We start from the raw sequence: 13,924 nt of genomic DNA on the forward strand, positions 1-13,924 counted from the left end.
GCGGATGCCGCGTCTTCCGACCCCTCGTGAGGTGGGACGAGTTTCAGGGGGCGGGAACCGAGGCGATCGCGTCGCGCAGGCGCGCGGCGGCGTCCTCGGGGAGGATCTCGGCGGTCCACGCGGCCATCGCGGCCTCGGATCCGGCGAGGAACTTCAACTTGTCCTCGGCGCGGCGCGGGCTGGTCAGCTCGAGGCGCATCCGGATCGTCTCGCGACCGACCCGCACCGGCGCCTGATGCCAGGCGGCGATGTACGGCGTGGGCGTCTCGTAGAGCGCGTCGACGCCGCGCAGCAGCCGCAGGTAGAGCGGGGCGAGCTCGTCGCGCTCAGCATCGGTCAGCTCCGAGAAGTCGGCAGCGTGGCGGTGCGGCATCAGCTGCACTTCGAGCGGCCAGCGTGCGGCGAAGGGCACGAACGCCGTCCAGTGATCGCCCTGCAGCACGACGCGCGTCGAGGCCTGCTCCGACTCGAGCACCCGGGTGAACAGATCGGGCGAAGCCACGTCGAGCAGCCGCTGCGTGCGCGGAGTCACATAGGGGTAGGAGTAGATCTGGCCGTGCGGGTGCGGCAGCGAGACGCCGATCGCCTCGCCGCGGTTCTCGAACGGGAACACCTGCTCGATGCCCGGCAGCGCCGACAGGGCGGCGGTGCGGTCGGCCCACGCCTCGATGACGGTGCGGGCGCGGACGGGGGACAGGGTGCCGAACGACCCGGAGTGCTCGGGGCTGAAGCAGACCACCTCGCACCGCCCGACGCTGGTGCGTGTGCGGCCGACGCCGATCGAAGTCAGGTCGTCGAGTCCCTGCGGCGCGTCCGCTGCTGCGGGCGCCGTGCCGACGGCGGATGCCAGGGCGGGGCCGAACGCGGGGGAGCGGTTCTCGAACACCGCGACGTCGTACAGCGACGGCACTTCGGAGGGGTTCGTGGGCGACTGCGGGGCCAGCGGGTCCGCGTCGGCACCCGGCATCAGCACCCGGTTCTGGCGCTTGGTCGCGAAGGTGATCCAGTCGCCGGTCAGCACGTCCTGCCGCATTGTCGCGGTCTCGGGGCGCGGATCGAGGCCGCGGGTGTCGATGCTGCGCGCGGCGGGCAGCGACGTGCCGGGGTCGTCGAAGTAGATCAGCTCACGGCCGTCCGCGAGGCGGGTGTCGCGCGCGATGACGCCGGCGCCCAGAGTGCGAATGTTCACGTCAACACGGTACCGTGCCCTCCGTGGTAACGTCAACACCGGAAGAAGGGGGACACGGATGCCGCAGCCGCAGCGCGTCTCGATGGCCATGGTGGCCGCCCGCGCCGGTGTCTCCGGACAGACCGTCTCGCGCGTCGCCAACGACAGCCCGAAGGTCGACCCCGAGACCCGGGTAAGGGTCGAGCAGGCGATGGCCGAGCTCGGCTACCGCCCCAATCGCGCCGCACGGGCGCTGCGCACCGGCCGCACGCACACCCTCGGACTCGTCGCGCAGACGCTCTCCACCGTCGGCAACTCACGGATGCTGCAGGCGGTGGCCGAGTCCGCGGCATCCCGCGGGTACGCGCTCACGGTCGTGACCCTCGGCGCCGCCGGGGACATCGCCGAGGCATTCGACCGCCTGCACGACCAGGGTGTGGACGGCGCGGTCGTGCTGAACGAGGCCACCGTGCTCGCCCGCGACGCGGCATCCGCCGGCCTGCGCCTGGTGGTCGTGGACTCCCCGCCCGACGACCGCTTCACCGTGATCGGCACCGACCACGCCGCTGGTGCGCGCCTCGCCACCGAGCACCTGCTCGCGGAGCACGGGCGAGTGCATCATCTGGCCGGTCCGGCCGGGTCGTACGCGGCGGACGAGCGCGAGCGCGGCTGGCGCGCAGCGGCACCGGACGCACCCGCGCCGCTCCGCGGCGACTGGTCCGCCGCATCCGGCTACGCGCAGGGTGGCGCGCTCGCCGCGGACCCGGACGTCACAGCGGTGTTCGTCGCGAACGATCAGATGGCGCTCGGCCTGCTGCGCGCCCTCGCCGAGGCGGGCCGGCGCGTTCCCGAGGACGTCGCGGTGATCGGATTCGACGACATCGCGGATGCCGCGGACTACAGCCCTCCGCTCAGTACGATCCGCCAGGATTTCGATGCGCTCGGTGAGCAGGCCGTGCGGGCTCTCGTCGCCGCCATCGAGGGGGTCGAGGCATCCGACCCGGACCTTGCGATGCCGGAGCTGGTGCTGCGCGCGAGCGCCTGATCCAGGGCCGGCCGAAGCTCAGCCGATGCGCAGCACGATCGCTCCCGGCATCCGACGCACGATCGCGCCGAAGGGCCACCTGCACAGCGCCGCCGCCTCGGAGGCATCCACGATGCGCGGGTCGATGGTGTGCACGACCCCGCCCTTCCAATCCAGGTCTGCGAATCCTGCGGCAACCACGTTGCGGGCCCAATTGGTGGTCGTGCCCCAGGGCAGTCCGATCAGGATCGTCTCGCGGCCGGGCGATGGCACGACTGCGACGGGTGTCGTGAACGCCGTTCCGCTCTTGCGTCCGCGGTGGTGCACGGTGGCGTAGAGCGGGAACCACCTGCGCCCCGACATGGCCAGTGCGAGCGGCTCGAACGCCTTCTGCAGTCCGTGACTGAATGATCGCGCCATGGTCAGAACTCGAGCATCACCTTGGTCGCGCGACGCTCATCCATCGCCCGGTACCCCTCGGCCGCCTCGTCGAACGGCAGGGTCAGGTCGAACACCGCGCCGGGGTCGATGCGGTCCGTCATGATCAGGTCGATGAGGTCGGGCAGGAACCGGCGCACCGGGGCGGGACCGCCGTGCAGGTGCACGCCGGAGTAGAACAGTTCGCTGCCGTCGATGGTCACGCCGTGCGAGACGCCGACGAAGCCGACGTGCCCGCCGGCGCGCGTGGCACGCATCGCCTGCTGCATCGACTCCTGGGTGCCGACCGCCTCGATCGTGGAGTGCGCGCCGTAGCCGCCGGTCAGCTCCTTGATGCGGGCGACGCCGGCGTCACCGCGCTCCTCGACGATGTCGGTCGCGCCGAAGCCGCGCGCCAGCGCCTGCCGGTCGGCGTGACGCGACATCGCGATGACCCGCTCGGCACCGAGCTCCCGCGCCGCGAGGACGCCGAGCAGTCCGACGGCACCGTCGCCGACGACGGCGACAGACTTCCCCGGCCCCGCCTCGGCGGCGACGGCGGCGAACCATCCGGTTCCGAGCACGTCGGATGCCGCAAGCAGACTGCGCGCCTGCGCGTCTGTCGGAGTCCCTTCGACCCGCACCAGGGTGCCGTCGGCCCACGGGATGCGCGCGTACTCGGCCTGTGTTCCGATCGAGCCCATGCCGACGACATGGATGCACCGGGACTGGTAGCCGGCCCGGCAGATCTCGCAGGTGCCGTCGGATGCCATGAACGAGCCGACCACGAAGTCGCCGACGCGGATGTCCTGCACTCCGTCGCCGATCTGCTCGACGACGCCGATGTACTCGTGGCCCATCCGCCGCGGGCCCTTCGGGGTGTCGACTCCGCGATACGGCCACAGATCCGAACCGCAGACGCAGGTCGCGGTGACGCGGATCACGGCATCCGTGGGTTCGACGATCGAGGGCTCGGCGACGTCCTCGACGCGGACGTCGCCGGGGCCGTACATGATCACTGCGCGCATGCTTCTACTTCACCACTTCCCGGGGCATTCCGGCGAGAAATCCAAAGCGAACATGATCGATCACGTTAGAACGCAAATCGCCTTGAAATGAACAGAACCCGTTGCTAATCTCCTGATCTAGACGCCCGTTCGCCCGGGTGGGTAACGCCGTTCGAAGGAGATCCCGTGACCAGTGCTGCATCACCATCGGCCAGCGCTCTGCGCAGTGGGTCCCGTGATGCGCTGATCGCGTTCGCCGACCGGCTGCTCAGCGGCGCCGCTGCATGGGCCTCACCGAACTTCGCCCGCATCACCCCACCCGGAGACGCCGGCGGCTACGGCACCGCGGTCGACGGCCTCGAGGGGTTCGCACGAACGTTCCTGCTCGCCGGGTTCCGCATCGCAGGCGCGCGCGGTGAGGGCGTCGACCACCTCATCCGCGACTACTCGCGCGGCATCGCCGCCGGCGTCGACCCCGAGGCCGAGGACCGCTGGGTGCGCCTCGACGAGCACCCGCAGGCCAAGGTCGAGGCGGCATCGCTCGCCGTCATCCTCGACATGACACGTCCCTGGATCTGGGACCGCCTCGACGCGACCACGCAACAGCGCGTGATCGACTACCTGGCCCCGGCCGTCGGCGATCACACCTACCCGCGCAACAACTGGCTCTGGTTCCGCGTCACCGTGCAGACCTTCCTGCGCTCGGTCGGCGGGCCGTGGAGCGCCGATGACATCGCGGCCGACCTCGCCCTGCACGAGTCCTTCGTGCGCTCCGGCGGCTGGCTCTCCGACGGTGACGATCGCGGCTACGACCACTACGTCGGATGGGCCCTGCACCTGTATCCGGTGCTGTGGTCGCGGATGCAGGGTGCCGATGAGCTCGGCGCGAACGAGCGCATCGGCCGTGACGTGGCCGCGCTCGACCGCTACCTGCAGGATGCCGTTCATCTCGTCGGCGCTGACGGGGCACCGCTCTTCGAGGGACGCAGCCTGATCTACCGCTTCGCCGCGGCCGCGCCGTTCTGGGCCGGTGTGCTCGCGGGTGTTCCCTCCACACCTGCCGGAACTCTGCGCGACACTGCGATGGGCATTGTCGCCCACTTCGAGGAGCACGGCAGCCCCGACGACGACGATCTGCTGACGATGGGCTGGTTCGGCCCGTGGCGCCGTCTGGCGCAGAACTACTCCGGCCCGTCGTCACCGTATTGGGCCTCGAAGGGCCTGCTCGGAGTGGCGCTGCCGGCCGATCACCCGGTGTGGGCCGAGCCCGCGCAGCCGCTGCCGGCCGCGGTCGCCGACGACCTGCGGGTCGTCGAGGCCGCGGGCTGGATCGTCTCCGGCACCGCCTCCGACGGGATCGTGCGCGTGATCAACCACGGCGCCGATCACGCCTCGCCGGGAGCGACCGTCGGTGACTCCCCGATCTACGCACGGCTCGGCTACTCGACCGTCACCGCACCACTGCACGACGGTCGTGCGTGGGGCGAGCCGCTCGAGCAGTCCGTCGCGCTGGTCGACGCCTCCGGCCGAGGCACGCACCGCGCCGGGATGACGCTGCTCGCTGCGCGCACCGATGGCGACACCGCGATCGCCGGCTCCGCCGCTCACGCGCACTGGATCGCCCCGGACGCGGTCCAGGTGCGGCACGGCTCCGGCATCACCGGCGACGTGACCCTCGCCGGGCACCTCACCACCTGGTCGATCGTCCGCGGCGCCTGGGAGGTCCGCATCGCGACCCTGCACGACCTCGAGCCGAGTGCGGATGCGCGCGAGCTGCGCGTCGGCGGCTGGCCTGTGGCAGCCGAGGCCGTCGCAGGATCCAGCACGGATGCCGCGGCCACCGCATCCGCCGACGGGATCGTGAGCACCCTCATCGCACTGTCCGCCGACGGCGCCCCCGAATTCGTGCGACGCGACGGGGCGAGCCCGCTCGGCGCCCAGGCCGTCGTCCCCGTGCTGCACTTCCCGGTCCGCGTCGGCGAGCCCGTCGTCACCGCCGTCCACCTCGGGGCCGACGCACCGGCATCCGCCCCGCGGGTGGTCGTCGACGGAGCGCAGGTCACTGTCGCCTGGCCCGACGGCGCGCGCAGCGCGCACGACCTCGCCCCGGCATCCGCCGCCTGAACAACAGCACCAGGCATCCCGAACCCCGACCCGAACACCGATTCCCTCGCGGAACATCCGCCATCGCAAAGGAGCACCACAGCATGAACCGCAAGATCCTCGCCGCGGGCAGCATCGCCGCTGTCGCGGCACTCGCCCTCACCGGCTGCAGCGGGTCCTCGGACACGCCTGCCGAGCCGTCCGGCCCGGTCACCCTTACGCTGTCGGCGTGGAGCATCGACACGACGCCCGAGTTCCAGGCGCTCGCCGACGCGTTCCACGAGAAGAACCCCGACATCACGATCAAGCTCAAGGAGTACGACGCGGCCGAGTACAACACTCTGGTCACCGCCGACCTCGCCGCCGGCTCCGGACCCGACATCATCACCCAGAAGGAGGTCAAGGCGCTGACCACCTTCCAGGAGGGCGGCCAGCTGCTCGACGTCTCCGACGTGAAGCTGCCCGACGGCATCGGCGGCGCCGACTCGTACAAGGTCGACGGCAAGGCCTACGCGGTGCCCTACCGCCAGGACTCCTGGGTGCTCTACTACAACAAGGCTCTGTTCGACGCAGCAGGCGTCGCCCAGCCCGACGGCAGCTGGACCTGGGACGACTACGCCGCGGCGGCGACCAAGCTGACCAAGGGCGACGCCAAGGGCGCCTACCTGCACCGCTGGCAGTCGACCGTGCAGGGCTTCGCCAACGCACAGGACGACGTCAGCCCGCTGAAGGGCGAGTACGAGCACATGAAGCCGTACTACGACCAGGCGCTGAAGCTGCAGAAGGAGGGCGCGCAGGTCGACTTCAACACCTCCAGCGCCAACCAGCTCACCTACCAGGGCGAGTTCGGCAAGCAGAAGGCGGCCATGATGCTGATGGGCACCTGGTACACCGGCACGCTGATCGCCCAGCAGGCATCCGGTGAGGCCGACACCTTCGAGTGGGGCATCGCGCCCGCGCCGCAGAAGGACTCGTCGACCACGGGCACCGACAACACCCCGGTGACCTTCGGAGACCCGACCGGCTTCGGTGCCAACGCCGCGCTCGACGGTGACAAGGCCGCTGCCGCGAAGAAGTTCCTCGGCTTCGCCGCCAGCGCCGATGCCGCCAAGGTGCTGGCCGGGATCGGCATCACTCCGGCGATGATCGACGACTCGATCATCGACACCTACTTCAGCGTCAAGGGCGCTCCGAGCGACGATCTGTCGAAGTTCGCGTGGTCGACCCACGAGGTCCACGCCGAGAACCCGACCTCGTCCAAGACCGCGACGGTCCAGGGCATCCTGAACGACATGCACACCGCGATCATGTCGGGCTCCACCCCGGTGGATCAGGCCATCAAGGAGGCGCAGGACCGCGTCGCCAACGAGGTCGGCTGACCCGAGGCCCCGACCGCGGGGCCGGCCCTGCAGGGCCGGCCCCGCACCATGCCCGCACTACCCGAAAGAGTCATCATGACCGCCACCGTCACGCCGGACGCCGGCAGGGCCGCGCGGCCGGGAGGCCGACCGGCGAAACGTCGATCTGCGCTGCGCCGCCGCAACACGCTGATCGGCTGGTCCTTCATCCTGCCGAACTTCCTGGGCTTCGCCGCGTTCACCCTGGTCCCCGTGATCGTGCTGTTCTACATGGCGTTCACGAGCTGGAACATCTTCGGCAAGGCGAACTGGGTGGGCTTCGCGAACTTCCAGCGGCTGTTCGGCGACGGCAGCTTCCGGACCGCGTTCTGGAACACCATCTACTACTCGGCGATGCACATCCCGCTCACCATCGTCGTCTCGCTGGGCCTCGCCCTGCTGCTGAACAACAAGCTCCGCGGGGTCGCGTTCTTCCGCACCGCCGCGTTCTTCCCCTACATCACCTCCATCGTCGCGATCGCCGTGGTGTGGAACCTGCTGTTCAGCCCCGACTACGGCCCGATCAACGCCGTGCTGCGCGCCATCGGCGTCGACAACCCGCCCGGATGGCTCACCTCGAAGGAATGGGCGATGCCCGCCGTCGTGATCGTCAGCACCTGGCGCGACATGGGCTACTACATGATCCTGTTCCTGGCAGGCCTGCAGACCGTGCCGCGCGAGCTGCACGAGGCCGCCAGAATGGACGGCGCGAACACCTGGCAGCGCTTCACCAACGTGACCCTGCCGAGCCTGCGCCCCACCATGTTCTTCGTCACGGTCATGCTGACCATCAACTCTCTGAAGATCTTCGATCTGATCCTGGTCATGACCAACGGCGGTCCCGGCCAGGCGACGCTGGTGCTCTCGCAGTTCATCTATCGCAAGGGCTTCGGTGAGAACCAGTTCGGCTACGCCTCCGCGGCGGCGGTCGCGCTGTTCTTCATCTGCATCCTGGTGACGATCGCGCAGTTCCTCTGGAACAAGAGGAGGAGCGCCTGATGACCGAGACCCAGCTCATGGTGACCGGGCAGCGCAAGCTGCGCCGGCTGTCTGACCCGGCCCCGGCGCGACGCGTCGGCGAGCGCGGCGTCGGCCTGCGCGTCGGCCGGTTCTTCGGCTACGTCGCGCTGATCGTGTTCGCGATCGGACTGCTCACGCCGTTCGCGTGGATGGTGCTCAGCTCGCTGAAGACGCCCAACGAGGTGTTCTCGATCCCGGTCGTGTGGTGGCCCGAGACGTTCGTCTGGCAGAACTACATCGACATCTGGTCGAAGTCCGACATGCTCACCTGGATCCGCAACACCCTGGTGCTGTCGGTCGTCGTCACCTTCCTGCAGGTGCTGACCGGCTCCTTCGCCGCCTACGGATTCTCGCGCATGCGGTTCCGCGGCCGCGACATCCTGTTCCTGGCCTACATCGGCACGATCGCCGTGCCCTGGCAGTCGTACATGATCCCGCAGTTCATCCTGCTGTCGAACCTGAAGGTGTCGAACACGCTGTGGGCGATCATCCTGATCCAGGCGTTCGGCGCATTCGGCGTGTTCCTGATGAAGCAGTACTACGAGACGATCCCCGAAGAGCTCAGTGAGGCCGCCCGGCTGGACGGACTCAGCGAGTACGGCATCTGGCGGCGCATCATGATCCCGCTGTCGGTGCCCGCGATCGCGAGTCTGACGCTGCTGACGTTCGTGAACACCTGGAACGACTACCTCGGGCCGCTGATCTACCTGCGGGACCCGAACCTGTGGACGATCCAGCTCGGTCTGAAGAGCTTCGTCTCGAACCTGTTCGACACGAACTATGCCCTGCTGTTCACCGGACTGACGATCTCGGTCATCCCGATCGCGATCATCTTCCTGCTCGGGCAGAAGTACTTCGTCGAGGGCATCGCGACCAGCGGCATGAAGGGGTGACCGCATGATCCGCGTCGTGCACGACACCTGGGCGTCCATCCTCGGGGTGCTCTATCTCGGGCTGATGGTGAACCTGCTCGTGCTCGTCGCGGCATCTCCGCTGGTCGTGCTGCTGATGACGACCGACCCGGTGCACTCCTGGCCGCTGCTGGCCGTGGTCGCGCCGCTGGCGGCGCCGGCGCTCACCGCCGCCTTCGGCGCGTTCCGCGCCCACGGCGAGGGCGAGACGCAGGTCGTCCGCGCGTACTGGCGCGCCTGGCGCGCCACCGTCCGGCGGGCGCTGATGATCGGCGCGATCGTGGTCGCACTGGCCGTCGTGCTGCTGGTCGATGTGCGGATGCTGGCGGAGACGGATGCCGCCGCAGTCGTCGTCCCCGTGCTGCTCCTGCTCGTCGTGCTCGCCACGGTCACCGGGCTGCTCAGCCTCGCCGCGATCTCGGAGGTGCCGGATGCCCGGCTGGTGGACGTGCTGCGCGCGTCGGCCGTGCTGGGGGTGCGCCGATGGTACTTCCAGCTGCTGTCCTTCGCGGTGCTGGGGGTGCAGTTCGGCGTGTTCGCGACGATGCCGGCGATCGCGATCGGCATCACGGCCGCTCCGGCGCTGTACGTCGTGTGGGCCAACAGCAGGCACTGCCTGCGGCCGGTGCTCGATCTCGATGAGGCCCCGGCGCCCATATCCGCTCGTTGAGCGAGGAAGCCTGCGACCGAGCCGAAACGCCGTCCCCGCCGGTCGCGTTGAGCTCGCTGCGTTCGCGGGACGACCGGGGCGGTCTCAGGCGCTGCGGACCAGGTCGGCTGCGCGCACCGAATCGCGTGGCGGCTCTCCGGCGACGTATGCCTCGAGCTCATCGAGGGCCGCGTCGGTGAGCCGGCGGGTCTCGGTGCCGAGCGAGCCCGCCAGATGCGGGGTGATCGCCACGTTGGGCAGGTGGCGAAGCCCGGAGTCCGCGGGCAGCGGCTCGGGGTCGGTCACGTCGAGGATCGCGTCCAGGCGCCCCGTGCGGCATTCGGCCAGGAGTGCGTCGTGGTCGAGGATGCTGCCGCGGGCCGTGTTGATGACGGTGGCGCCGTCCGGAAGCAGGGCGAGCTGCTCGGTGGAGATCATATGGAACGTGGACGGCAGCGACGGGGCGTGCAGCGAGAGCACGTCGGCCTGCGTCAGCATCTCGTCCAGTGGTACGAGGGTCGCCCCGGCGGCAGCGACGGTCTCGGCGTCGGCGAAGGGATCGGCGACGAGAACCCGGATGCCCGTCAGCGTGCGCAGCAGGTCGACGACGCGGCGGCCGATGCGGGAATAGCCCACGATGCCGACAGTGCGATCGAGGTTGCCGATCGAGTGCTGCCGCAGTTGGTCCCCCCAGACGGTGTCGCCGGGATCCGATGTGCACAGGCCGGGGAGGACGCGCTTGCCGGCGAACACGACGGCGGCCAGGGTGAACTCCGCGACAGGCACCGCGTTGGCCTCGGCCGCTGTGGTGATCAGGATGCCGCGCTCCCAGAACTCCTCGGAGATGTGGTGGCGCACGCTACCGGCCGCGTGGAACACCGCGCGCAGGTGCGGCATCCGCGCCAGCAGGGAGGCGTCGAAGCGCGGGGCGCCCCACGAAGTGATGAGCACCTCGATCTCGGCGATCTCGGCGCTCAGCGCGGGGTCGGAGAGGTCGGCGATGTGCATCGGCGACGGGACGTCTGCCAGGGCCGCGAAGCGCTCGCGCCGGCTGTCGTCGAACAGCAGCTCGAATGCCTCAGTGCTCATGACCGCGTGTGCCCGGGGCCGAGATGTGGCCATGTGTTTCTCTCCATCGAGTGGCGTGAGGAAGCCGCTTGCGTAGTGCGGTGTTCTCAGTGAAGACTGATTCTCGAACATTTGCAACCTGTTCGAAACCATTAGTTCTTAATCGAACATTCCTGATCATTGGCGGGAGAGGCATGCTGATCCGACGTGGGGCACTGCGCGAGCTCTGGGTGCGAAACGGCCGCGCAGATGGACCGCTGCGCGCGCCGATGGCATCCGATCGCCTGTTCTGGGATGGCGTGGACCCGGGCATCCGCTCCCTGCTTCTGACCGAGTCCGACCGCGTGCGGGCGGACACCTGGCCGCAGCCGCTGCTGTCGCAGTGGGCGGCCTACGCGCGCACGGGTGATCGATCGGTCTACGAGAGGGCGAACTTCACGCGCAACCGGCGGGTGCGTCTCGCGGTGCTCGCCGCCGCGCTCGAACCCAGCGAGGAGCGCCTCGCCGAGGCCGCCGACGGGCTCTGGCTCAAGGCCGAGCAGACCACCTGGTGCTGGCCCGCTCACGACGACGCGTTCGCCCGAGGGCTGATGGTGCCCGACGTCGGTCGTCCGTACGTCGACCTCGGCGCGGGGGAGGACGTCGCGCTCGTCGCCTGGTCGGTGCTGGTGCTGGGGGAGCGGTTGGACGAGTTCTCGCCGGGGCTGCGTGAGCGGCTGACATCCGAGGCGCGCACCCGTGTGCTGGAGCCGTTCGTCGAGCGGCGGGACTGGCGTTGGGAGGGCACCGAGGAGCACGTGCACAACTGGGCGCCCTGGATCCATGGCAACCTGCTTCCGGCCGCCGTCGCATTCGCCACCGGCGAACTTCGGGAGCAGGTCATCGCGCTGTGCGTGGACGGCCTGGATCGCTACCTGGCGCAGCTGCCCGCGGACGGCGCGATCGACGAGGGGTTCGGATACTGGTGGCAGGGCGCCGCCCGCGCATTCGACGCACTGGCGATGTTGAACGACCTCAGCGGCGGCGCGATCGCTGCGGCGATGGACTCGGAGCTCGCCGGACTCGCGGAGCTGGCCCTGTTCCCGCGGCGCATGCGACTGGGGCCCGGCTGGTTCGCGAGCTTCTCCGACGCAGCGGCCCGCGTCGAGCCGGGCGTGCCCTGGCACGCACTGTTCCGCGCGGCCCGGCTGTGCGGTCTCGACGGCGTGGCCGCTTTCGCCGCTGCGGAGCGCGTCCGGCCGCTGTGCGGCCTGGACGACGGTGTGCACGCCGGGCTGGGACGGATGCTCGCCGAGCTGGGAGATCAGGCTTGGGCCGCCAGCCACGACGGGGCCGCGGAGCCTGCCTCGGCATCTGTGGATGCCCGGGAGTCGGTGCTGCTGGAATCGATCGGCCTCGGCATCCGTGAATCCCGCGGCCTGACCGTCGTGGCCAAGGGCGGCCACAACGGCGAGAACCACAATCACAACGACCTCGGCTCCATCTCGGTCGCCGTGTGCGGCATCCCGCTGCTGCCCGATCTGGGACGCGCGACGTACAACGCGCAGACCTTCTCGGAGAGTCGCTGGGAGCTGTGGAACGTGCGCAGCGACTGGCACTCGGCACCGATGCCGCGCGGCATGCGACAGCTGCCGGGCGCGGGGTGGAGAGCGCCGCTGGCCGCTGTCGAGGACGGCTGGACGATCGACCTCGCGGACGCCTATCCGGACGGCGGGCCGTGGCTGCGCACGGTCGCGCTTGCAGACGGCGTGCTCCGCGTCGTCGACGAGGGTGGAGCGGTCGCGGATCCCGCGACGCGCATCGTGGTGGTCTGCACCGGGGTGCCGGTGCCTGACGGCGGTGGGCTGCGCGTGCCGGGCCGGGAGGGGGCGCCGGATCTGCTGCTGACCTACGACCCGGCGGGCATCGAGATCGAGACCGTCGAGGTTACCGATCCGCACCTGCGCACGTCGTGGGGCGACACGGTGTCGCGAGTGATCTTCGATCCCGCATCCGGGAGTCGATGGGAGATGAGAGGGGAGATCCGATGAGCGATGATGCATCGAAGCCCGTGTTCGGAATCGCCAGGCGCGAGCGGATCATGGACGAGCTGCGCGTGTCCGGAGCGGTACGCGTGGCCGATCTGGCACGCGAGTTCGACGTCTCGGAACTGACGATCCGTCGTGACATCGGTGAACTCGCCGATCGCGGCCTGGTCACCCGGGTGCATGGCGGAGCCACGCTGCGCAGCCGTCTCGACACGACCGTCACGCCGCGCGCGACGATCGAGGCGCCCCGGTACAGGGTCGGAATGGTCGTGCCCTCGCTGAGCTACTACTGGCCGCAGGTGGTCATAGGCGCCCGTGCCGCGGCGACCGAGCTCGGCGTGCAGCTCGTGCTGCGCGGCGCGAGCTACGAGGCCGCCGATCAGCGCCGCCAGATCTCCTCGCTGATCGACTCCGGCGGGTTCCACGGGCTGATCGTCGCGCCCGAGAATCAGGGGCCGGACGGCTATGCCCTGCTGAACTGGCTGGAGAGCCTGCCGGTCCCCGTGGTGCTCGCCGAGCGCCGAGCGCCCACCTCTCTGGCGCTGACGAGCCTGGAATGGGTCACCACCGATCACGTGTTCGGCGGAGCGCTGGCGGCATCGCACCTGGCCTCGCTCGGGCATCGGCGGGTCGGCATCCTGACCTCGCGGCAGTCGCCGACATCCTGGCAGCTGCGGCGGGGGTGGGCGCGGGCCGTGGAAGAGCTCGGGCTGGAGTCCGAGATCGATCTGGACGCATCGCTGGACTACATGGAGGGACCGGAGCGCGCCGCGTTCGCGGACGACCTGCTGGAGCGGGTCAGGAGCGCCGGAGTGACGGGCATGCTGATCCACTCCGATCCGCAGGCGCTGCTGGTCGAGCAGCACATGATCGACAACGGCCTGTCCGTGCCGGGTGATCTGTCGATCATCGCGTACGACGACGAGGTCGCCGAGAACGCGTCGCCGCCGATCACGGCGCTCGCCCCGCCCAAGCCGCACGTCGGCCGGCGCGCGGTAGAGGTGATGCTCGCGCGACTGACAGAGGGCCCCGACCGTCCGGTGGAGCGCGTGCAGGTCGTGCCCGTGCTGCATCAGAGGGAGTCGACGGCGCACGTCGAAATTCGTTGACCTGCGGCAATAGTTGAGAAAGCG

At 69.9% G+C, this 13,924-nt stretch carries 12 protein-coding genes; 8 read left to right on the forward strand and 4 right to left on the reverse strand.

Translation table 11 applies throughout. The features are described from left to right. Positions 1–43: 43 nt before the first annotated feature. Positions 44–1,189 carry a galactose-1-phosphate uridylyltransferase gene (gene galT, locus ACFVDO_RS10390; protein WP_378856022.1) on the reverse strand — a complete coding sequence of 382 codons (1,146 nt, stop codon included), beginning with the start codon at positions 1,187–1,189 and terminating at the stop codon, positions 44–46. 58 nt (positions 1,190–1,247) lie between these two features. Here galT and ACFVDO_RS10395 point away from each other — a divergent pair, with 58 nt between their 5' ends. Continuing rightward, positions 1,248–2,213 carry a LacI family DNA-binding transcriptional regulator gene (locus tag ACFVDO_RS10395; protein WP_378856020.1) on the forward strand — a complete coding sequence of 322 codons (966 nt, stop codon included), beginning with the start codon at positions 1,248–1,250 and terminating at the stop codon, positions 2,211–2,213. 18 nt (positions 2,214–2,231) lie between these two features. Here the strand turns inward: ACFVDO_RS10395 and ACFVDO_RS10400 are convergent, their stop codons facing one another. Continuing rightward, positions 2,232–2,612 carry a nitroreductase family deazaflavin-dependent oxidoreductase gene (locus ACFVDO_RS10400; RefSeq protein ID WP_378856018.1) on the reverse strand — a complete coding sequence of 127 codons (381 nt, stop codon included), beginning with the start codon at positions 2,610–2,612 and terminating at the stop codon, positions 2,232–2,234. A 2-nt stretch (positions 2,613–2,614) separates the two neighbouring features. Beyond that, positions 2,615–3,637, reverse strand: coding sequence for a zinc-dependent alcohol dehydrogenase family protein (locus tag ACFVDO_RS10405; protein WP_378856016.1), 1,023 nt, complete (start codon positions 3,635–3,637; stop codon positions 2,615–2,617). A gap of 165 nt (positions 3,638–3,802) precedes the next feature. Here ACFVDO_RS10405 and ACFVDO_RS10410 point away from each other — a divergent pair, with 165 nt between their 5' ends. The 5 genes from ACFVDO_RS10410 (at position 3,803) to ACFVDO_RS10430 (ending at position 9,717) form a co-directional block, all read left to right on the forward strand. Continuing rightward, a complete protein-coding gene (locus ACFVDO_RS10410) occupies positions 3,803–5,740 on the forward strand; it encodes a DUF2264 domain-containing protein (RefSeq protein ID WP_378856014.1) in 1,938 nt (645 codons plus the stop codon). 83 nt (positions 5,741–5,823) lie between these two features. Beyond that, positions 5,824–7,098, forward strand: coding sequence for an ABC transporter substrate-binding protein (locus ACFVDO_RS10415; protein WP_378856012.1), 1,275 nt, complete (start codon positions 5,824–5,826; stop codon positions 7,096–7,098). Between the two features lie 75 nt (positions 7,099–7,173). Further along, complete coding sequence (locus ACFVDO_RS10420) at positions 7,174–8,115, forward strand: carbohydrate ABC transporter permease (protein ID WP_378856010.1); 942 nt, start codon at positions 7,174–7,176, stop codon at positions 8,113–8,115. After that, positions 8,115–9,029, forward strand: coding sequence for a carbohydrate ABC transporter permease (locus ACFVDO_RS10425; RefSeq protein WP_378856008.1), 915 nt, complete (start codon positions 8,115–8,117; stop codon positions 9,027–9,029). The genes ACFVDO_RS10420 and ACFVDO_RS10425 overlap by 1 nt, the downstream gene beginning before the upstream one ends. Before the next feature lie 4 nt (positions 9,030–9,033). Beyond that, positions 9,034–9,717 (forward strand): DUF624 domain-containing protein, encoded by a 684-nt coding sequence (locus ACFVDO_RS10430; RefSeq protein ID WP_378856006.1) that lies wholly within the window; start codon positions 9,034–9,036, stop codon positions 9,715–9,717. Positions 9,718–9,801: 84 nt separating this feature from the next. Here the strand turns inward: ACFVDO_RS10430 and ACFVDO_RS10435 are convergent, their stop codons facing one another. After that, positions 9,802–10,785, reverse strand: a complete 984-nt coding sequence (locus ACFVDO_RS10435) for a hydroxyacid dehydrogenase (protein WP_378856004.1) — start codon at positions 10,783–10,785, stop codon at positions 9,802–9,804. A gap of 173 nt (positions 10,786–10,958) precedes the next feature. On the opposite strand from ACFVDO_RS10435, the gene ACFVDO_RS10440 reads away from it, so the two are divergent. Together ACFVDO_RS10440 and ACFVDO_RS10445 are read left to right on the forward strand one after the other, a co-directional pair. Continuing rightward, complete coding sequence (locus tag ACFVDO_RS10440) at positions 10,959–12,794, forward strand: hypothetical protein (protein WP_378856002.1); 1,836 nt, start codon at positions 10,959–10,961, stop codon at positions 12,792–12,794. After that, entirely contained in the window at positions 12,791–13,900 is a 1,110-nt protein-coding gene (locus ACFVDO_RS10445) for a substrate-binding domain-containing protein (protein WP_378856000.1), read from the forward strand. Before ACFVDO_RS10440 ends, ACFVDO_RS10445 begins: the two co-directional genes overlap by 4 nt. The last annotated feature ends 24 nt before the right edge of the window (positions 13,901–13,924 follow it).

The sequence above is a fragment of the Microbacterium sp. NPDC057741 genome, assembly GCF_042798735.1.
In the GTDB taxonomy this organism is placed as follows: Bacteria; Actinomycetota; Actinomycetes; order Actinomycetales; family Microbacteriaceae; genus Microbacterium.

Excerpts from the sequence above, each read along its gene's own strand:
- ACFVDO_RS10435 (WP_378856004.1), bottom strand. The coding sequence starts at position 10,785 with ATGAGCACTGAGGCATTCGAGCTGCTGTTCGACGACAGCCGGCGCGAG.
- ACFVDO_RS10425 (WP_378856008.1), top strand. The coding sequence starts at position 8,115 with ATGACCGAGACCCAGCTCATGGTGACCGGGCAGCGCAAGCTGCGCCGG.
- ACFVDO_RS10420 (WP_378856010.1), top strand. The coding sequence starts at position 7,174 with ATGACCGCCACCGTCACGCCGGACGCCGGCAGGGCCGCGCGGCCGGGA.
- ACFVDO_RS10445 (WP_378856000.1), top strand. The coding sequence starts at position 12,791 with ATGAGCGATGATGCATCGAAGCCCGTGTTCGGAATCGCCAGGCGCGAG.
- ACFVDO_RS10440 (WP_378856002.1), top strand. The coding sequence starts at position 10,959 with ATGCTGATCCGACGTGGGGCACTGCGCGAGCTCTGGGTGCGAAACGGC.
- ACFVDO_RS10400 (WP_378856018.1), bottom strand. The coding sequence starts at position 2,612 with ATGGCGCGATCATTCAGTCACGGACTGCAGAAGGCGTTCGAGCCGCTC.
- ACFVDO_RS10415 (WP_378856012.1), top strand. The coding sequence starts at position 5,824 with ATGAACCGCAAGATCCTCGCCGCGGGCAGCATCGCCGCTGTCGCGGCA.
- ACFVDO_RS10430 (WP_378856006.1), top strand. The coding sequence starts at position 9,034 with ATGATCCGCGTCGTGCACGACACCTGGGCGTCCATCCTCGGGGTGCTC.
- ACFVDO_RS10395 (WP_378856020.1), top strand. The coding sequence starts at position 1,248 with ATGCCGCAGCCGCAGCGCGTCTCGATGGCCATGGTGGCCGCCCGCGCC.
- ACFVDO_RS10405 (WP_378856016.1), bottom strand. The coding sequence starts at position 3,637 with ATGCGCGCAGTGATCATGTACGGCCCCGGCGACGTCCGCGTCGAGGAC.